The 17,792-nt window shown below is 42.0% G+C and carries 18 protein-coding genes; 8 read left to right on the top strand and 10 right to left on the bottom strand.

Features of this window, described 5'->3' with window-relative positions; genetic code table 11:
• Window positions 1-14: 14 nt before the first annotated feature.
• Together FD725_RS21745 and FD725_RS21740 are read left to right on the top strand one after the other, a co-directional pair.
• Window positions 15-1,322, top strand: a complete 1,308-nt coding sequence (locus FD725_RS21745; protein WP_179050075.1) for a restriction endonuclease subunit S — start codon at window positions 15-17, stop codon at window positions 1,320-1,322.
• Window positions 1,288-1,434, top strand: a complete 147-nt coding sequence (locus tag FD725_RS21740; protein WP_179050074.1) for a hypothetical protein — start codon at window positions 1,288-1,290, stop codon at window positions 1,432-1,434. The genes FD725_RS21745 and FD725_RS21740 overlap by 35 nt, the downstream gene beginning before the upstream one ends.
• 45 nt (window positions 1,435-1,479) lie before the next feature.
• Here the strand turns inward: FD725_RS21740 and FD725_RS21735 are convergent, their stop codons facing one another.
• From FD725_RS21735 to FD725_RS21715, 5 genes are all read right to left on the bottom strand, one after another.
• Window positions 1,480-1,776 (bottom strand): type II toxin-antitoxin system RelE/ParE family toxin, encoded by a 297-nt coding sequence (locus FD725_RS21735; protein ID WP_179050073.1) that lies wholly within the window; start codon window positions 1,774-1,776, stop codon window positions 1,480-1,482.
• The gene (locus FD725_RS21730) at window positions 1,773-2,003 is read right to left on the bottom strand and encodes an addiction module protein (protein ID WP_179050072.1); all 231 of its coding nucleotides are present in this window, start codon (window positions 2,001-2,003) and stop codon (window positions 1,773-1,775) included. Before FD725_RS21730 ends, FD725_RS21735 begins: the two co-directional genes overlap by 4 nt.
• A gap of 164 nt (window positions 2,004-2,167) precedes the next feature.
• The gene (locus FD725_RS21725; protein ID WP_179050071.1) at window positions 2,168-4,258 is read right to left on the bottom strand and encodes an NAD(P)H-quinone oxidoreductase subunit 5; all 2,091 of its coding nucleotides are present in this window, start codon (window positions 4,256-4,258) and stop codon (window positions 2,168-2,170) included.
• 254 nt (window positions 4,259-4,512) lie between these two features.
• Window positions 4,513-4,899: a co-chaperone YbbN gene (locus tag FD725_RS21720; protein ID WP_179050070.1), complete on the bottom strand. Its 387-nt coding sequence runs from the start codon at window positions 4,897-4,899 to the stop codon at window positions 4,513-4,515.
• A gap of 381 nt (window positions 4,900-5,280) precedes the next feature.
• The gene (locus tag FD725_RS21715) at window positions 5,281-5,997 is read right to left on the bottom strand and encodes an NnrU family protein (RefSeq protein WP_179050069.1); all 717 of its coding nucleotides are present in this window, start codon (window positions 5,995-5,997) and stop codon (window positions 5,281-5,283) included.
• Window positions 5,998-6,183: 186 nt separating this feature from the next.
• Here FD725_RS21715 and FD725_RS21710 point away from each other — a divergent pair, with 186 nt between their 5' ends.
• The 3 genes from FD725_RS21710 (at window position 6,184) to FD725_RS21700 (ending at window position 9,930) form a co-directional block, all read left to right on the top strand.
• Window positions 6,184-7,197, top strand: a complete 1,014-nt coding sequence (locus FD725_RS21710) for a LysR family transcriptional regulator (RefSeq protein WP_179050068.1) — start codon at window positions 6,184-6,186, stop codon at window positions 7,195-7,197.
• Between the two features lie 342 nt (window positions 7,198-7,539).
• Window positions 7,540-8,877 carry a serine/threonine-protein kinase gene (locus FD725_RS21705; RefSeq protein ID WP_179050067.1) on the top strand — a complete coding sequence of 446 codons (1,338 nt, stop codon included), beginning with the start codon at window positions 7,540-7,542 and terminating at the stop codon, window positions 8,875-8,877.
• Between the two features lie 27 nt (window positions 8,878-8,904).
• Window positions 8,905-9,930 carry a PstS family phosphate ABC transporter substrate-binding protein gene (locus FD725_RS21700; RefSeq protein WP_179050066.1) on the top strand — a complete coding sequence of 342 codons (1,026 nt, stop codon included), beginning with the start codon at window positions 8,905-8,907 and terminating at the stop codon, window positions 9,928-9,930.
• A 420-nt stretch (window positions 9,931-10,350) separates the two neighbouring features.
• On the opposite strand, the gene FD725_RS21695 is transcribed toward FD725_RS21700, so the two are convergent.
• Window positions 10,351-11,109, bottom strand: a complete 759-nt coding sequence (locus FD725_RS21695) for a Crp/Fnr family transcriptional regulator (protein ID WP_179050065.1) — start codon at window positions 11,107-11,109, stop codon at window positions 10,351-10,353.
• 306 nt (window positions 11,110-11,415) lie between these two features.
• Here FD725_RS21695 and FD725_RS21690 point away from each other — a divergent pair, with 306 nt between their 5' ends.
• Complete coding sequence (locus FD725_RS21690) at window positions 11,416-12,246, top strand: glutamate acetyltransferase (protein ID WP_256871691.1); 831 nt, start codon at window positions 11,416-11,418, stop codon at window positions 12,244-12,246.
• Between the two features lie 463 nt (window positions 12,247-12,709).
• On the opposite strand, the gene FD725_RS21685 is transcribed toward FD725_RS21690, so the two are convergent.
• Together FD725_RS21685 and FD725_RS21680 are read right to left on the bottom strand one after the other, a co-directional pair.
• Entirely contained in the window at window positions 12,710-13,561 is an 852-nt protein-coding gene (locus FD725_RS21685) for a Cof-type HAD-IIB family hydrolase (RefSeq protein ID WP_179050063.1), read from the bottom strand.
• A gap of 20 nt (window positions 13,562-13,581) precedes the next feature.
• On the bottom strand, window positions 13,582-14,211 hold the full coding sequence (locus FD725_RS21680) for a phosphoribosylanthranilate isomerase (RefSeq protein ID WP_179050062.1): 630 nt from the start codon (window positions 14,209-14,211) through the stop codon (window positions 13,582-13,584).
• Window positions 14,212-14,339: 128 nt separating this feature from the next.
• On the opposite strand from FD725_RS21680, the gene psaK reads away from it, so the two are divergent.
• Both psaK and FD725_RS21670 read left to right on the top strand, forming a co-directional pair.
• On the top strand, window positions 14,340-14,594 hold the full coding sequence (gene psaK / locus FD725_RS21675) for a photosystem I reaction center subunit PsaK (protein ID WP_179050061.1): 255 nt from the start codon (window positions 14,340-14,342) through the stop codon (window positions 14,592-14,594).
• A 298-nt stretch (window positions 14,595-14,892) separates the two neighbouring features.
• A complete protein-coding gene (locus tag FD725_RS21670) occupies window positions 14,893-16,086 on the top strand; it encodes a site-2 protease family protein (RefSeq protein WP_179050060.1) in 1,194 nt (397 codons plus the stop codon).
• An 87-nt stretch (window positions 16,087-16,173) separates the two neighbouring features.
• Here the strand turns inward: FD725_RS21670 and FD725_RS21665 are convergent, their stop codons facing one another.
• Both FD725_RS21665 and FD725_RS21660 read right to left on the bottom strand, forming a co-directional pair.
• Complete coding sequence (locus tag FD725_RS21665; protein WP_179050059.1) at window positions 16,174-17,001, bottom strand: lysophospholipid acyltransferase family protein; 828 nt, start codon at window positions 16,999-17,001, stop codon at window positions 16,174-16,176.
• 91 nt (window positions 17,002-17,092) lie between these two features.
• Window positions 17,093-17,611 carry a leucine-rich repeat domain-containing protein gene (locus tag FD725_RS21660; protein WP_179050058.1) on the bottom strand — a complete coding sequence of 173 codons (519 nt, stop codon included), beginning with the start codon at window positions 17,609-17,611 and terminating at the stop codon, window positions 17,093-17,095.
• Between the last annotated feature and the right edge of the window lie 181 nt (window positions 17,612-17,792).

Raw genomic sequence — 17,792 nt, 5'->3', positions numbered from 1 at the left:
TGTTTTAAGGAGAAATGAATAGAAGTTGGATAACTAAATCACCGATGATTATAGGTCATCGTTGGGATCATGGATATCACGCTTTTGAGCAATTATCTTTCTTTGATATTTGGTCAAAAAAGTTTGAGCTAGTGCCTCTAGGTGACATTATTCAGGACGATTCGTATGGCATCCTCACTCCGGGGGATGTTTATTTATCAACACATCCTATAACTTATGTTCGTGTTACTGATATGCGTGATAACCTACAAATAGACTTTGAGCAATCACTAAAAGTTCCAGAGGAATATTATCGTCATAAGCGAGCAAGACTCAAAAAGTATGATGTAATCTTAGCTGTCAAAGGAGCGTCAATTGCCTCGAATAAATCAGTGGCATTTATTGCTCGTGAAGTTGCTTCAAAAACAATAGTTAATGGAACTATTTTCCGATTTCAAGTCAAGCCTCCTCATAATCCTTTATATGTTGCTGTAATGCTTGAGAGCGAAATTTTAAAAAGTCAAATTCGTAAACTTCAGATTCCCAATAATGCTGTATCTTATATTGATAAGCCTTCTATTCATTCACTTCGTATTCCCCTTCCATCTAGTATTATTCAAGATTGCATTGCTCAAATAATGCAGAATACTTATGCTAGACGACAGAATAAATTATCTGAAGCAGAACAATTGTATAGAACAATTGATCAGTATATTTTAGGAGAATTAGGAATCGACCTTACTAAACTTCAAAGTCAAAATCGATCTGTAAAATCAATTAATTCTATTGCTGGCGGTCGATTTGATTTTGAAGCGGTAGTTACTTTGCAAGAAATGAATTTTGGATTTATTAAACCAGTTTTACTTAAAGAAGTTGTTAGGCAAGTTAATCAACGTGTTACTCCAGTAGATGAGTATGTAAATGAAAATATTAATTATATTGGGCTAGGTAATATTGCTTCAAATACTGGTGAATTAGTAGATTTTTTCCCAGTTAAAGGAGAGGAAGTTTTGAGTTCATCACCAAAATTTGAACTTGGTGACATACTCTTCGGGCGTATGCGGCCATATCTGAACAAAGTCTGGTTAGCTGAATTTGATGGTGTCTGTTCAGGTGAAGCAGTTGTACTTCGACCTAACAAACAAAAAGTAGACCCTGTTTTTTTACAAGCACTTCTTTTAAGTCAAATTACTCTTAATCAAGTTGTGCCATTACAGAGTGGTACTTCACTTCCTAGAGTTTCGGCATCAGATATTCTTAGTATTAAGCTGCCAATACCGGAAGACTTAAACAAACAAAGAAAAATCAGTGCCGAAATCTCACACCGTCGCCCGTTTTGCTAACCGCCAAGATGCAGACGACCACTTAAGATTTTTGCGTCGAACTATTCCCAATGGAGGTTTTGAGATTGTATTTGAACCGCCAGATGATGTAAAAAAAGACTTGAATATTTAACAAAATTTAGGGGGTTTAAATCCCCTACTAATTGATTTCTGAATTCTATTCTCGATCAATCCAGTACACAGGCTTACGTTTGTGATGTGCTATGGCTAGAATCCGAATTAAATCATCATCAACAACACGGTACAGGAGTAAATAAGGAAATTTAGGCAGAATCAACTGACGAACAGCTCCTCGAACCACCACACCAGCAGAGGGATAACGCATGAGGAGATTGACTGCACCTTCTACTTCTGCCAAGTATTCTAACCCTAGTCCCTGATTTTGTTCCTCGTAATAATTTGCGGCATCAACCAGTTCTTGCTCTGCCAATGGATGAAATACAATTCTTGTCATTGTAAAGAAGCACGAACTCGTTGAAACACTTCTTCAGCAAGAATACCAGTAATTTGATTAGTATTCATAGTTTCATCACGCTTTTGGGCTTCTTCCGTCCAACTAGCAGCGATTTCTTGATTGATCGCACTTTCTTGACCTAACCTTTCCAGTAATCTTGCTAATAAAATCACTTGAGAATCTTTTGGAAGTGCAAGAACTTCAGCTTCAAGCTGTTCAAGGGTCATAGTGAGTACCTAAACTCTCTAGTACAGTACCTCTTATTTTACTGGAAGTAAAAACCATAAAACCTCAACACTAAATACTGCTGAAGAATTCAAGCCAAAAAAAAAGAGTCTAAATTAGACTCTGAAAAAACTTAGGGGTGGACACCTGCCCACCCCTATTAAAATCAGGTGACACCAAAGAATATGACTAAGCCCAAAACAGCCCCAAAAACAATTAAGGCATAGAATTGAACACGACCATTTTCCAGGTATTTCAGACCTTCGCCACTAACGAGGGTGAAGAAACCTGTCAAGTTAACAGCACCATCGACAACGCGGAAATCAACTTCCATGACCTGTCTAGCGAGGCGGCGTAACCCAAGGACAAATACACGATGGTAAATGTCATCGAAGTACCACTTGTTGAGAGATAGTTCGTAGAGTGGCTTGATTTTAGATGCGATCGCAGCTGGGTCAATTTTACGCTGTAAGTACATCAAAGAAGCCAAGGTAATGCCAATCAAGGAAATACCCACTGAACCACCCGCCATGACGTAAAACTCATTGGGGTCGAACTCAGCCGCTTTTTCTAGAACTTCAGCCAAACTTTCTGTGGGCGAAAAAATGAACCGTTCAAAGTAATTGTTGTACGGTGTGCCTGTTAACCCAATCAAAATTGAAGGTACAGCTAAAACTAGCAATGGCAAGGTCATTGTCCAAGGTGACTCATGAGGTGAATCGCTATGATGACCATGAGAACCATGATGATCCCCAGTTGCCTCTAGTTCGCCTTTTTTCATCGCCCCAGGGCCAAAAGTTGGTACGGGTTCTTCTGACTCTATTTCCAAGACGATGGTGGCAGCTTGCTTGAGTTTATCCTTGATTTTCTGGTCAGTACCCCGGAATTTGCCTTCAAATGTCGAGAAATACATTCTAAACATATAAAAAGCAGTGATTCCAGCCGTCAACCAGCCCACTAACCACAAAAATGGGTTAGCTGCATAGGCTGCACCGAGAATTTCATCTTTTGACCAGAAACCGGCAAAGGGAGGGATACCAGAAATTGCCAAGCAACCAATCAAAAAGGTCAATCCCGTCACGGGCATATACTTCCGCAGTCCGCCCATTAAGCGCATATCTTGGGCCAAGGCGGGATCATGGCCGACGACTCCTTCCATGCCATGAATCACAGAACCAGAACCCAAGAACAGCATCGCCTTGAAATAGGCGTGAGTCATCAGGTGAAACAAGCCAGCACTATAAGCGCCGACTCCCATTGCCATCACCATGTAACCCAATTGGGAGATGGTGGAGTAAGCCAAGCCCTTTTTGATGTCATTTTGGGTAATGGCAATAGTCGCGCCCAAAAATGCTGTAAATGCTCCTGTGAAGGCAATCACGTTCATTGCAGCTGGAACGTGTTCAAACACAGGGTACATCCGCGCGATCAAGAAGACACCAGCTGCCACCATTGTTGCCGCGTGGATTAAGGCTGAAATGGGGGTGGGTCCTTCCATCGCGTCTGGTAGCCAGACATGGAGGGGAAATTGGGCTGATTTAGCCACTGGGCCCAGAAACACGAGGATTGCCAGCAGAATGGCGAGGAAATTGCTCACAGAACCAGTCTGTACCAAATCGGCTAGGCGATCGCCCATTATGCCAAAATCGAAGCTGCCTGTTGCCCAATACAAGCCCAGGATGCCCAATAGTAGACCAAAGTCCCCAACGCGGTTGGTGACAAATGCCTTTTGACAAGCATCTGCTGCTGACTTGCGATCGTACCAAAAGCCTACCAGCAAGTAAGAACACATCCCCACTAGTTCCCAGAAGATATAGACCTGGACTAGGTTGGGGCTAACAACCAGACCCAACATCGAGGAGCCAAACAAGCTGAGATAGGCATAAAATCTTACGTATCCTGGATCATGAGCCATGTAGCCATCAGTGTAAACCATGACTAAAAAAGCTACAGTTGTGACAATCACCAGCATCAGAGATGTCAGGTTGTCAATCGTGTAACCCATGCTCAGATGGAAATTGCCTGCTGCTGCCCATTCTAGAGTGCGGAGATATGGGGCGTGTCCTTGGATTTGACTCCACAGCAAGGCAAACGACAGACCCATTGCTGCGCCCATGAGGGAAATGATCAACACAGCATTCAGCTGGCGCAGGTGGTTTGTCGTCTGATTTACGGAAATTAAGCCTAGACCGACCAGCATTGCCCCTAGAAGTGGCAAAACCGGAATCAGCCAAGCATATTGATAAATTACTTCCATCACTGACGCTTACTTTTAGGATTCTTGACTAACTGAGGACAGCGCTGTGTACGGCTACCACCGCAGGCGACTGTCCGCGTCGGAACTGTTAATAATTGTGACACACACCCTAGAGGATAAAATACCCCGCCTAATAACAATTAGACGGGGTATTAAGCATGGTTTTAGATTTGAGTAGCAGGAAGCAGGTATTGGTGCATGGAAACCGGGCAAAAATTTTACCCAATCCCCGAACCCTGATCCCCCATCCCCAATCATGCTGTCCGACATTCCCACTCTGCCGTTTTAGCGCCACTGTAGACTTTAGAACGGGTACTGTAGGTAAGTCTGATTTCTTCTAACGCCAGACGCAAGTCATCCCGGCCACGAAAACCTTCTAAACGATGGCGCACAACCCCATTTTCAATCAGAAGTAATGTGGGTAATGATTTTAAGCGATAAGTGTTAGACAGCTTGAAATTGTCGTCAGCGTTAATCCCCACTAGTTTTATGTGTTCGCCGCATTGAGATTGGAACTGTAATAGCAGTGGGTGGATAATGCGACACAAGCCACACCAAGGCGCTTCAAAATTAACTAAAACTGGAACTGGAGATTCTAAAACTTCTTGAGTAAATGTCCGCTCACTAACCGACAACACCATGATGCCTCTAGAATTATAGGGTTTTACTATCAAACTAGCTATCAGCAAAAGAAGTTAGCAAGCTAGTTAATGTCTTATGGCAGCTATATTTCAACATTGCTTTTGACTCTGAACCAGAAAGTCACTAGACATTAAAGACTGCTTTCAGGCTTTTTGCCTCTGATATTTATTCTACTGGAGAGAATATCTTGACTGCTGTGTCTTATTCTTCCGAGGAGAGTTGACTGCTTGGCAACTTAACGACCATGAAAATATCCAAATAAATGAGCATACCCCCACTAACAGCTGTTTCAATTCATCCTACATTGATTTGGTAGCACTTGATAAGTAGGAATTTTCACTAAGTTAGTATTTTCTTTTGATAGCGGGGATCATGTAAAACTACCACCTTAACCTACTGGTGGCGACAAACAACAGGGGGTGCGCCCACCAAAGTAAAGCGACAAAAACAGCAACTCCTAAATAAGCAGGACGAATAAACTCTATCCATTTGATAGATTGGCGGCCATCCAGAACTGCCAGAAAAGGGATAATTGATGTGCGTTGTTTGACCATGACAAAAGCATCGCCGTAACGCGACAATAGACGGCGATCGCCATGCCAAACCCCAAATAAATGGTGCAAAATCAACCCCACAGAAGTCACCAAGGTAAAGCTAGTCCCTAGCCACAAAGTATGGGCTACACACCAAATTATCTGCCCTACCATCTGGGGATGGCGAGTGATGCGGATAATTCCTGTTTCATACAAATGTACTTGGGGCTTTTGAATGGCAGCAATTTCTAGTAGATTGAAGGTGGCAGGATACAAAAACAAAAATGAAATCGCTGACAACACCCAAACTAGCGCTTTTATACCTGGTACACCTTGTACCTGCCAGAGTTGCCAGCCATCGTAGCGATGATTAAAAAAGTAAATAATTAGTATGCCAGCCAACGGTAGACTGATTAATGCAAAAATAATGCGATAAAGCCTTGGCCCAATGTACTTTTCTGCCCAAGGTCGCAAAGCTGCTCCACCACTATGGGCGATCGCAAAGGATAATTGTAACCCCAGCATGACAAAATGACTCGGAGTCAACCAAGGATTCAGCATCATAGACACAGGTGAAGTAATTTAAAGAAAAGTTAATTCCATACCACCAATACCACAAAGTATTCAACAGGAGACTTCATCTAAAAATTTAGGACTTACCCAATTTCCCAGATTTTTCATGCTTTTTGTCTCATTGACCATTGATTTGTTACTAACGCTGCTCCTTTCCATGTTTGTAGGTTGAGCCTTATGTCTGACCTTCCTTTCACTTTAGATCAACTACGTATTCTCAAAGCGATCGCTGTAGAAGGGAGCTTCAAGCGCGCTGCTGATAGTCTTTATGTCTCCCAACCTGCTGTGAGTTTGCAAGTGCAAAATTTAGAACGGCAGTTGGATGTACCTCTATTTGACCGTGGCGGACGGCGCGCTCAATTAACTGAAGCAGGGCATCTACTGTTAAGCTATGGGGAAAAAATCCTCAGTCTGTGCCAAGAAACTTGCCGCGCTATTGAAGATTTACAAAATCTCCAAGGCGGTACTTTAATTGTCGGCGCTTCGCAAACTACTGGTACATACCTTTTGCCCAGGATGATTGGGATGTTTCGCCAAAAATACCCCGATGTCGCAGTCCAACTACACGTCCACTCGACTCGCCGCACTGCTTGGAGTGTCGCTAATGGACAGGTAGATTTAGCCATCATTGGTGGCGAAATCCCTGGAGAATTAGCAGAATCTCTAGAAATTATCCCCTATGCAGAGGATGAATTAGCTCTGATTTTGCCCGTCTTCCATCCTTTTACCAAACTGGAAACCATTCAAAAAGAAGATTTATATAAACTGCAATTCATTGCTCTAGATTCACAATCCACAATTCGCAAAGTCATTGACCAAGTACTAGCTCGCTGTGAAATTGATACTCGACGATTTAAAATCGAAATGGAATTAAATTCCATTGAAGCCATTAAAAATGCTGTGCAATCTGGTTTAGGTGCAGCCTTTGTTTCTACCTCCGCCATAGCTAAAGAACTGCAAATGAGTGTGCTACATCGCACTCCTATTGAAGGTGTAGTTGTCAAGCGAACTTTGTGGTTGATTTATAACCCCAATCGTTATAGATCAAAGGCCGCAGAAGCTTTTAGTCAAGAAATTTTGCCCCAATTTGCTACACCTGACTGGAATCAAGATGTGTTAAAATTAGAACAAAAAAGGATAGTGGTAAATGCACTGGATGCAGCATTACCCAATGCTGGCGACGAAGACTAATCCTTTGTCAACAGTCAACACCTGCATTTCTCACAAAATGGTAGGGGCGGGTTCACAAATATGCTTCAATCATTCATAAATATCTCGTAAACCCGCCCCTACAGCCTCTGGACTTCGGTTTGATAAATTTCGTGAGAAATTCGGGAACAGTAAGATAGTGCGTTTCTGAGCCAAATCCGTGGGCAAGTTTCCCACGCCACTTGCTACAACTTTGTCAACCAAAGCAACGCAGTGGCTTGACTTGAGAGGTGGCGTGTCGCCTGGCATCGGCAAGCAACTATCTAACCTGTAAGAGTCAATAACTTTTGTCTGGTGACTAATGGCTAATGACTAAAAACAAACATGGAAGTCTACTGTACTCGTCCACGTTGTCCCAGTCCACAAAATCATTTTTCCGATTTAGATGACATCGCCACATTAAGAACCGCACAGCAGAAATACTGCATCAGTTGTGGTATGCCTCTGATGTTAGATGGTCGCTACGTACCAAACAAGTTATTGGGTAGAGGTGGTTTTGGTTCTGCATTCCTAGCACGCGATCGCCGGATTCCTGGAATGCGTTCCTGTGTAGTGAAGCAGTTCCAACCTGTCGGCAATTTAACACCAGAACAAAGAGAAATTGCCGAAAAACTGTTTGAAAGAGAAGCAGAAGTATTAGCTTACATAGGCGAAGAACACGAACAAATTCCCAATTTATTCGCCTATTTTCCCATGACAGTTACCAACTCTCAACCAGGACAAGAAGACCAGTTTTTTTACTTGGTACAAGAATACATTGATGGGCAAAACTTAGAAGCAGAATTAGCCCAAAAAGGTAAATTTTCCGAACAGCAAGCCATAGATTTACTGCAAGAAATTCTCCCCATCCTCAAATTTATCCACGATAAACACATCATTCACCGAGACATCAAACCTTCTAACATTATGCGTCGTCGGGATGGCAAACTCGTACTACTCGATTTTGGTGCAGTTAAACAAGTCACAACTGTCTCGGCTGTTGGTGCTGGTTCTTCCACCGGCATCTATACTCCGGGCTTTGCCGCACCTGAACAAATCACAGGCAATCAAGTATTTCCTGCCACAGACTTATACGCGCTAGCTGCAACTATTCTCAACCTCTTGACAGGAGAAGAACCGACTAAATTGATTGATCCTCAAACAAATAAATGGATCTGGCGACAGCACGCGAATGTCAATCGTCATCTGGCTTATATTTTAGACAAAATGCTCTTACCTGCTGTCAAAGAGCGTTTTCCCTCAGCCGACGAAGTACTAGTGGCGATCGCTCAGTACTTAGCACCCCCAACAGTCTCACTACCTGCCAAATCCAGAAAATCTCCAGCAACTTTCTCCACTCAGGAATTATTAGCAGGTGCGGCGTTTAGTGGCTTTGAAGGCGCATTTATTGCGATCGCCTCCTCCTCTCTCATCCAATCACCCATAATTTCTGTGAGTCTGTCAGCTGTAATATTAGGATTGTTGATATTTGCCCAAAGCAGACGATGGATCGAAAAAATTGATTTGTTAATCATTGCTGGCGTTAGTTTGGCTATTCTTTTGTTTATTCCGGGAATTACCTTTCCACAGGTTGTAGTTTTACCAGTTGCTGCCAGTTTAATCGCGATCGCAGCTACAGCAATATTCCGTCTCGTTTATAAATTACTATCTCGGATAATTTAACAAAATTTTTCGCGTTAATAGAGAGATATGTCTCAAAAAAACGAAACACTTTTACTTTTATTATCCAGCATTATCCCCATTGGCTTAATATTAGCTGGTTTATGGTTTTTTAGAGATATCTGGCAACCAAAGCCAAATAGCAATCAGCCTAATAATATTGCGCAAAATCAGTCCAACGGCAAATGCGAAGTGCCAAACCTACCCCAAGGAACATTCAACTACGGTGACAGCACTACTTGGGCCCCCATTCGCAAAGATGTAGACTCAGAACTGCAAAAACGCTGCCCCGGCTTTATCTTACGTTATGTCCAACCCCCCTCTGGTAAACCCGGTTCTGGCACTGGTATTCGGATGTTGATAGATAATCAACTAGCTTTTTCTCAATCTTCTCGCTCAGTTCAGCCCCAAGAAAACTCCGCCGCACAACAAAAAGGATTTACTCTCAAAGAAATTCCCGTAGCAATTGATGGTATTGCTATTGCTGTCAATCCCAATCTCAATATTCCTGGTTTAACTGTCTCTCAACTTAAAGACATCTACACTGGCAAGATTACCAATTGGCGTGAAGTAGGTGGAACCAATTTACCTATTACACCCTTTTCTCGTAATCAAGAAGCCGGCGGTACAGTGGAATTTTTTGTGCAGAATGTGCTGGAAGGGGAGCGTTTTGCCAATAATGTCAGCTACATTGGCACAACTACAGAAGCTTTGCGCAAATTAGCTGCCAACCCTGGGGGAATTTACTACGCCTCAGCCCCAGAAGTTGTACCCCAATGTACTATTAAGTCTTTAGCAATTGGACGCACAAGTCAGCAATTGATCACTCCATACCAGGAACCATACATTTCCCCATCTCAATGCCCCAATCAGCGTAATCAATTGAATGCTCAAATGTTTCGTAGTGGTGAATATCCTATTACCCGCAATTTATTTGTCATTATCAAACAAAATGGTCAGGTAGACCAACAAGCTGGTGAAGCTTACGCCAATTGGCTACTGTCATCTCCAGGACAAGAACTGTTAGAGAAAGCAGGTTTTATTAGAATCAAGTAATTAATCTTGACTCCAGGCAGAATAATTTTAGATTTGTAATTTTGAATTGTTACCCAAAGTTGGGTTCCTCAATGTCCAACCAGACCCTTGCCGTTGGGGCGAATGTAGGGACTTAAGATTAGTCTAGACCGAGAAGCGATACTTACGGTAAGCTGCGCTAACGTCCTCCCTAAATGTCTCGGTGACTAGATAAATTGAACATTGAGGCTTTGCTAAAAGACAGCCCGATTGCACAATCTTTAATTGAGTTGAGCAGTAAGTGAGTGTTGCTGGCGACGACTTACTGCTAAGAGATCGGGGGATAGGAACTGATGACTGGAGCTTGAAAGTCTAAATTTTACCCACATTTGCTATTGCTGTAGACAAAGTGGTAGTTCCCAACCGTAGATGCCCTATAAACAATAAACAGTCAAAGATGCTTTAGCTAGCTCTATTAATTGACTCTGCTGGCAAACAAATAAGATTATCCCCTTGCGTGAGGATTAAACCACGTTGACGCAGTTTACCCATTAAGCGGGTGACAGTTACACGAGTGGAACCGATCGCACTACCAATTTGAGCATGAGTCAAAGGGAAAGGCAAACAATAACCACGAATCACATCGGGATCGGTGTCGCTCATGGCAGGCTCTCCATATTCCTCAATTAACAAAGTGAGGAATCCTAAGAGTCTATCAATTGTACGCCGTTGACCCAAAGCACTCAGCCATAGTAGCTTGCGCTGGTGTTGATATCTGAAAGCATCCATTACTTCACGGCGGAAGTGAGGCCAGTTATCTAAGTCGTGCCAATACATCCACAGCACGGCTGTTTGATCAACGTGAGCGTATGATTGGAGCGTAAATGGAGACTGAGCAACAATTTCAAACGGCTGTCCTGCGCCGACAAAACCCAAGAAAGCTTCTTCTGGAGTTCTGTTGATGCGTCGAGAAGTCAGTTGACTGGCAGTAGCACTCACTTGGGCTGTTCCCACCATGCGGATTGCGCCTCTCTGCACAAGATACAGCAAACCAGGTCTGGCTGGAATGCGTTCATCTTTGCTGAAAGTACGACAGCGATAGTGTTCTTGAGCCCAGTCAAGAATTCGTTGCCAAGTCAAAAAAGGCCGTGATGCCTCAGAAAAGGAGGATGGAGATTGCATAGGTAACAAAGAGCGTTCGGCTGAAAACAAAGACGTCATAAAAAGTGCAAGGAGTGTCTTTGTATTTGTTGAAGTAGGCTTAACGCCTAACAGCGTCAGCCACCCAAAAAGTAGAGGGTAAATTACTCTCTACTATTTTGTTATACTTTCTACTGTACAATGACGGTAGTAAAGTTTACATATTATTCATCGAATATTTATCAAATTTTATGCTATTCTCATTTTTCTTCGATCAGAATAATATTATATCTAAAGACAGATGACAGGCTTATCAGTAATTTATGAAACAAAAATTTTCATAAAGACTAAGTGGAGCATGACTTATCAGTAAGTAAAAGTACAGCATTGAAGCAGTTAGTATACAGTTACTTACTAGCTGTTCTAGATAATTACAACCATCATCTAAAACAGCAAAGCATATTAAACAGAAAAATTCCTCTGTATAAAGGTAGAGATAACCAAAAAATTTTATATATCTCAGACCTAGCGCTGATGTTATCAAAATCTCATAATCGAGCCACAACTGAGGTCAGCAATTTTATCGCTTCTCATCTTTGGGCTATTTCTAGTGAAATATTTCTTGTGCAAATTGTATCTCCTGGATCGATTCATATCACAATCACAGATTCTTTGTTAGCAATTTGGTTGCAACATCTGGCAATCAAAGGTTTAGGAGAAAATGAGCTAGGTGTAAATCACAGGAGAGTAAAAATTGTAGATTCATCTCGCTTATTTACTATTTTTCACGCTCATGCACGTTGCTGCTCATTGATATTATTAGCTGCTCGTGAGGGATTAATTGAAATTGAGAAACAACTTCCAGACAATAGTGAATTATTGGGGAATTTGCGATTAGTAAACACAATCCCTTGGCTAAATAGTCATACCAAACTACGCTGCCATCATCCCCATGAGATGAGGTTAATTTCTGAGTTAGTCAGAGTAGTAGATGAGCTTATGTGTTCGGATAGTGGTGTGGTGAATTGGGAAAAACTGGGATTAGACTTGAGTCAAGCTTTTGCAGATTTCTACCGCTACTGTCGTATTTGGGGTGAGGTGAAAACTAACTTTCCAGAACTAGCTCAAGTCAGGTTGGGCTTGGTCATGGTCACGCAAAAAGTGTTGAGGTTTTTGCTAGAGACAAAATTAGGAGTAATTGCACCTTGGGAACTTTAGAGATTGATGAGTGCTGAGTGCTGAGTGCTGAGTGATGAGTGCTGAGTGCTGAGTGCTGAGTGCTGAGTGATGAGTGCTGAGGATCGAACCAATGAAAAAATCTTAGTTTCCTTAAACCCCTACACCCCTACCAAATCAGTTACCAGTTAACAGTTATCAGTTATCAGTTAATAAACGTTCACTGTTTATACCCCTACACCCCTAAACTCACAAAAAGACAATAAAAACTTTTATTACTAAGTATTGACTCATGAGATTACCTCGGTTATATTATCTGGTGTGTGAGGAGCGAACCAGCAAGAACACCGAGACGAAACACGGCCAGTCGTCGGTGTTCTTTCTGATTTTTAGGGTTTTTTATCGGGTTCTAAATTTAAAGTTAGGCAAAATATCCAAAATAAAAAAGGGAGATAAGTCCCTGTTTTTTTGTACTTTTTGATAAAGAATTTGACAGAATATTTCTTCAACCCAGGAGAAATTTTTCAATTGCCACGGCTACACCATCTTCCTCGACGCTGGGGGCGACCCATTGGGCGATCGCTTGCACATCTGGAGGAGCGTTACCCATAGCGATACCGATGCCGGCATACTGGAGCATTTCGACATCATTGAAGTTATCACCAATGGTGATCACGTTGGTGTTTTTGATTCCTAGTAATTCTTCTGCTAGGTAACGTACAGCATTACCTTTGTTGACAGTGGCATGAGTCGCCTCAAAGAAAGTGGCAACGGATGTAGTCAGATAAAGTTCGGCTGGTGTATATTGACGACGCAAACTGCCTAAGAGTTTGTTGATTACCTCTATGTCATCACATAATGCTAATATTTTTGTCGGTTCATTGGTTAAAACTTGGCGTAAATCACCTACAGCAATCGGTGTAATACCTGAGCGTTGCCCATAAATTTGCGTTTCTCTGGTGACTTCTCGCACATACAGCTGATCATTGATGTAGAAGTGGATAGATAAAAGCGATCGCCATTGTGGTTGTTCAAAATAATTTAGTAATTCATAGGCAATTTCTCTCGCTAGAGGTAGATGCTGATGGATTTTTTGGTTAGTGGGGTCTTGAATCCAGGCTCCTTGATAAGCTACCAATGGCAAGTTAGAGTTAATTTCCTGATGAAAGCGTAGTGCCGAGCGATACATTCTACCCGTGGCGATCGCTACATGAATACCTCGTGCTTGCACGGCGGCGATCGCTTGCTTGACAGTTGGACTGATAGTATTCGATTCCCCTGAAATTGTCCCATCTATGTCCAATACCAGCAGTTTGATCTCTTCCGTAGCCTGAGTAGCAATGGATGTTTGATTCATAAATTTCTCAGAGTTGTGAATTACCGATTGCCTAGTTTCTGAAATAAACAACCTACTTTCTCTAAATCTTTATCACCTGGTTTAATTTCTACACCACTAGATAGGTCAATCCCATCAGGATGAATTTGGCTGAGGGCTGCTAAAATATTATCTGGTGTTAGTCCCCCAGCTAGTAACCAAGGGCAAGTAGGGACAAATTGTTGCAACATTTGCCAATCTAGGGTTTGACCTGTACCACCTAATTTTTGGGGATGATAAGCATCCAGCAGTAAAGTATCTATACATGGAGTGTAAATCGCTGCTAGCTGTAGGTCATCAACACGACGAATTCTTAAGGCTTTGAGAATTTCTACTTGGGGTAGAGATTGCCGTAATTGGTAGCAAAATTCTGGTGTTTCATCACCATGTAACTGAACACCAGTTAAACCCGATTCCCGAACGATGTGACTAATTTCGTTGATACTGGTATTGGCAAAGACTCCGATTTTGTCGATGTTTACTGGTAAGTTTGCCACTACTAGCTGGATTTGTGCGGCGCTGATGTAACGAGGAGACGAAGGTACACACATAAATCCTAGCGCTGTTGCCCCTAAAGCAGCGATCGCTTCTGCCTGTTGTGGTTGTGTAATACCGCAAATTTTAACCCGCATAAAAATTTCAGATATTTGATAACAAAAAAAGAGCGAATTTTTGTGGATGAATTTCGGTTGTGTCCTGACTAACTCTATAATTCTCTAGGTATACATTAACTTTTCACCTCATATTAGGAGACAAAAGATTGATTTCATCAACTTTATTAGCAGCAGCTGCAACTGTACCCGCAACACCTGAGTGGAGTCCCACTGTCGCAATTATTATTAGTGCTAGCAGTATAGTTGCGCTGCTGTTGGCTACGAGAATTCAATATCCCCAAGTCGGCCCGAAGTTACCTGGGTTACCTATTAGTCTCCCAGCCTTTATTGGTGCAATGGCCTTTGGTCATGTTCTTGGTATTGGCATAGTTTTAGGATTAACTAATATCGGTCGTCTGTAAATTGGCTGACGTTAAGATTTGATTATTCATGTCTTAACGAATCAATAGAGACGTTGCACGCAACGTCTCTACAATCAAAAATATATTTTTTTGTTTTTTAAATATTCGCATCGGCTGGATTGCTATTCTAAAATCTAGGAGATATTGACCAACGACTGCTGACTAGATAATCTCTGTGGGTGAGAAATTTTGGATTTAGACACTTTAAAGTACATAAATAAAAGAAAATTTGTATACAAAAAGCACGCTGAAAGTGTCTGCTATGTCGGCTGAAAATATTTAGTTTCAGGACAATGTAATGCAAACGAATTGGAGAATTGGTTCTTTATTTGGTATTCCCCTATTTTTAGACCCTTTATGGTTCATCATTCTGGGGCTAGCAACTCTCAATTTCGGTGTGGCTTACCAAGAATGGGGAACAGTAATAGCATGGAGTGCTGGGATCACTATGGCGCTGTTGCTGTTTGGTTCAGTATTATTACACGAATTAGGTCACAGTTTAGCAGCGCGATCGCAAGGAATTAAAGTTAACTCGATTACTCTATTTTTGTTTGGTGGGATTGCGGCGATTGAAGAAGAATCGAAAACTCCTCTGAAGGCGTTTCAAGTAGCGATCGCTGGGCCTTTGGTGAGTGTTGGTTTATTTTTGCTGTTACGATTGGCAGGGGTGATTGTCCCAGATGCTAGCCCTATCAGCGTGATGGTGGGTGATTTAGCCAGAATTAACCTTGTTGTTGCCTTATTTAACTTGATTCCGGGGCTACCTTTAGATGGGGGTCAAGTTTTGAAAGCTGCTTTATGGCAAATCACTGGGAACCGCTTTCAAGCAGTACATTGGGCAGCCAAGGCGGGACAAATTTTAGGATATTTGGCGATCGCTCTGGGATTTGTGGTAGATTTCTTGACTAGGGAATTAGTCACGGGTTTATGGATTGCTCTACTAGGTTGGTTTGCTATTCGTAATGCTAATTCTTATGACCGCATCACTACATTACAAGAAACTTTGCTGAAGCTGACAGCCGCCGATGCTATGACTCGTGATTTTCGTGTCATCGATGCTGATCAAACTTTACGTTCCTTTGCTGATACTTACCTATTGGAGACTACAGCACCAGAGGTTTATTTTGCTGCATCTGATGGACGTTATCGAGGTATGGTGGCTATTGAGGATTTACGCTTAGTGGAAAGAAGCGACTGGGAAAAGCAAACTCTCCACAGTATTGTTCATCCTTTGACAGAGATACCTACTGTTTCTGAGTCAACTTCTATTGCAGAAGTAATTAATCAACTAGAAAATAAACAATTACCCCGCATGACGGTACTGACACCTGCTGGTGCTGTCGGTGGTGTGATTGATCGTGGTGATATTGTCAAGTCATTAGCACAAAAATTAGGATTGCGAATTAGCGATGCGGAAATTAAACGCATCAAGGAAGAAGGTAGTTATCCGTCTGGGTTACAGTTGGGGGTAATTGCCAAGTCAGTGAATTAGTAGCGATCGCTCCCACGAGAAGTAATGAGTGCTGAGTGCTGAGTTGTCAGTTGTCAGTTCTAATAACTAATGACTATTGACTATTGACTATTGACTAATGACTAAATCATCTAATTCTTGCTGCATTCGTGTACAAACAAGTTCGTAACAAGCATTTACATAGTTACGGTCTTTGGCTGCATCTTCGCCATACCTTTCAAAAATAATCGGACTACAAACACGAGTATGAATTTTGATTGGTAGGGGAATATTTGGTAGAGGGCCGATAGATAAACCCCAGGGCAAACCTAAATATATGGGAAAAACACCTGGATCTATTTTATATAACCAAGGTAAACCCTGTTGATGTAATTGTTTTACTACATCGTAGCAATCACCTAAGACAATCAACGTATCATGAGCGCCAACTGATATCAAAGGAATAATGGGAACGGCTTGTTTTAATGCCAGTTTGATAAAACCTTTATGACCGGCAAATTGGATTTGATAACGTTGGCTGTGAGGACGAAACATATCATATTGTCCTCCAGGATAAACGAGAACGCTAGCACCCAAATCAAAAGCAGCATTAGCCATTTTTGGGTGTGCAGGAATCGCGCCTAATTTTTCCGCTAGTCCAGCTATTTGTGGACTCACCTGCCAAGCATAAGGGTGCATTAAACCATACACCAAACGCCCAGTCCCAAATCTCCGGAACCAATCGTACATCATCATCACCATGTCAGGTGAAGCCATGCCACCATTATGAGAACCGACTAGCAGCACTTTGCCTTCCCTGGGGATATGATGCCATCCATCAGTGGTGACTCGGAAGTAATAACGGTAAAACCACTCCCATACAGGCATTAATGATGCAATAAACTGAGGATCTCGCGCTGTTAAGAGCGAAGCTTGTGTATGGGCAGATGTAGTCATTACTAGATTACTGTCATGATCATGGATCTATTTTGAAGTGTATCCGAGAAAATAGCAGATACTTAAGACTAGCCCTTTCAACTATTACGAATCAATGCTTTTGGCTATCCTCTAAAGTTTCTCGAAGATAAGTGAAAATTGCCTGCTTTCCTTGTTTGACAATTTCAGGTGGTGGAAAGATTAATGGATTGTTATCGAGGAATAGCCATTTCAAGTTGGAGAGTTGGCAAATTTCTGGCGGTAGGCTGCTCAGTTGATTATTATCAAGGTGTAGCCCCATCAACTTTGAGAGTTGGCAAATTTCTGGCGGCAAGCTACTCAGTTGATTGTTCTTGAGAGTTAGCATGATCAAGTTGGAGAGTTGGCAAATTTCTGACGGCAGGCTGCTCAGTTGATTATTATCAAGGTATAGCCCTGTCAAGTTAGAGAGTTGGCAAATTTCTGACGGCAGGCTGCTCAGTTGATTGTTATCGAGAAATAGCCACATCAAGTTAGAAAGTTGGCAGATTTCTGACGGCAGGCTCCTCAGTCCCTCGCCAGAGAGGTCTAGCTCTGTTAGATTTTCTCTAGCAGCTTTTTCAATGATTTGCAACAGTTCTTTGTTTGCCATCGATCATATATCGATCATATTAAGTATTTTAAGGTGAAACAGACTAAGTTTATTAAGAGGACGTTGGAAAAGTCTGTTTCTTTGTCATGTTGAATGCAGCGTAGCGGAATGAAACATCTCGGTATGTGCCACAAAACCTAGATTCTGACTGACGCTCCGCTCCAGTCAGAATGACATTTTT

This window comes from Nostoc sp. TCL26-01, assembly GCF_013393945.1.
Classification (GTDB): domain Bacteria; phylum Cyanobacteriota; class Cyanobacteriia; order Cyanobacteriales; family Nostocaceae; genus Trichormus.
This window is presented reverse-complemented; position numbering and strand designations above follow the sequence as displayed.

Bases quoted from the DNA above. Each gene is read 5' to 3' on its own strand.
- FD725_RS21745 (WP_179050075.1), top strand. From the start codon at position 15: ATGAATAGAAGTTGGATAACTAAATCACCGATGATTATAGGTCATCGT.
- FD725_RS21735 (WP_179050073.1), bottom strand. From the start codon at position 1,776: ATGACAAGAATTGTATTTCATCCATTGGCAGAGCAAGAACTGGTTGAT.
- FD725_RS21730 (WP_179050072.1), bottom strand. From the start codon at position 2,003: ATGACCCTTGAACAGCTTGAAGCTGAAGTTCTTGCACTTCCAAAAGAT.
- FD725_RS21725 (WP_179050071.1), bottom strand. From the start codon at position 4,258: ATGGAAGTAATTTATCAATATGCTTGGCTGATTCCGGTTTTGCCACTT.
- FD725_RS21720 (WP_179050070.1), bottom strand. From the start codon at position 4,899: ATGGTGTTGTCGGTTAGTGAGCGGACATTTACTCAAGAAGTTTTAGAA.
- FD725_RS21715 (WP_179050069.1), bottom strand. From the start codon at position 5,997: ATGATGCTGAATCCTTGGTTGACTCCGAGTCATTTTGTCATGCTGGGG.
- FD725_RS21710 (WP_179050068.1), top strand. From the start codon at position 6,184: ATGTCTGACCTTCCTTTCACTTTAGATCAACTACGTATTCTCAAAGCG.
- FD725_RS21705 (WP_179050067.1), top strand. From the start codon at position 7,540: ATGGAAGTCTACTGTACTCGTCCACGTTGTCCCAGTCCACAAAATCAT.
- FD725_RS21700 (WP_179050066.1), top strand. From the start codon at position 8,905: ATGTCTCAAAAAAACGAAACACTTTTACTTTTATTATCCAGCATTATC.
- FD725_RS21695 (WP_179050065.1), bottom strand. From the start codon at position 11,109: ATGACGTCTTTGTTTTCAGCCGAACGCTCTTTGTTACCTATGCAATCT.
- FD725_RS21685 (WP_179050063.1), bottom strand. From the start codon at position 13,561: ATGAATCAAACATCCATTGCTACTCAGGCTACGGAAGAGATCAAACTG.
- FD725_RS21680 (WP_179050062.1), bottom strand. From the start codon at position 14,211: ATGCGGGTTAAAATTTGCGGTATTACACAACCACAACAGGCAGAAGCG.
- FD725_RS21670 (WP_179050060.1), top strand. From the start codon at position 14,893: ATGCAAACGAATTGGAGAATTGGTTCTTTATTTGGTATTCCCCTATTT.
- FD725_RS21665 (WP_179050059.1), bottom strand. From the start codon at position 17,001: ATGACTACATCTGCCCATACACAAGCTTCGCTCTTAACAGCGCGAGAT.
- FD725_RS21660 (WP_179050058.1), bottom strand. From the start codon at position 17,611: ATGGCAAACAAAGAACTGTTGCAAATCATTGAAAAAGCTGCTAGAGAA.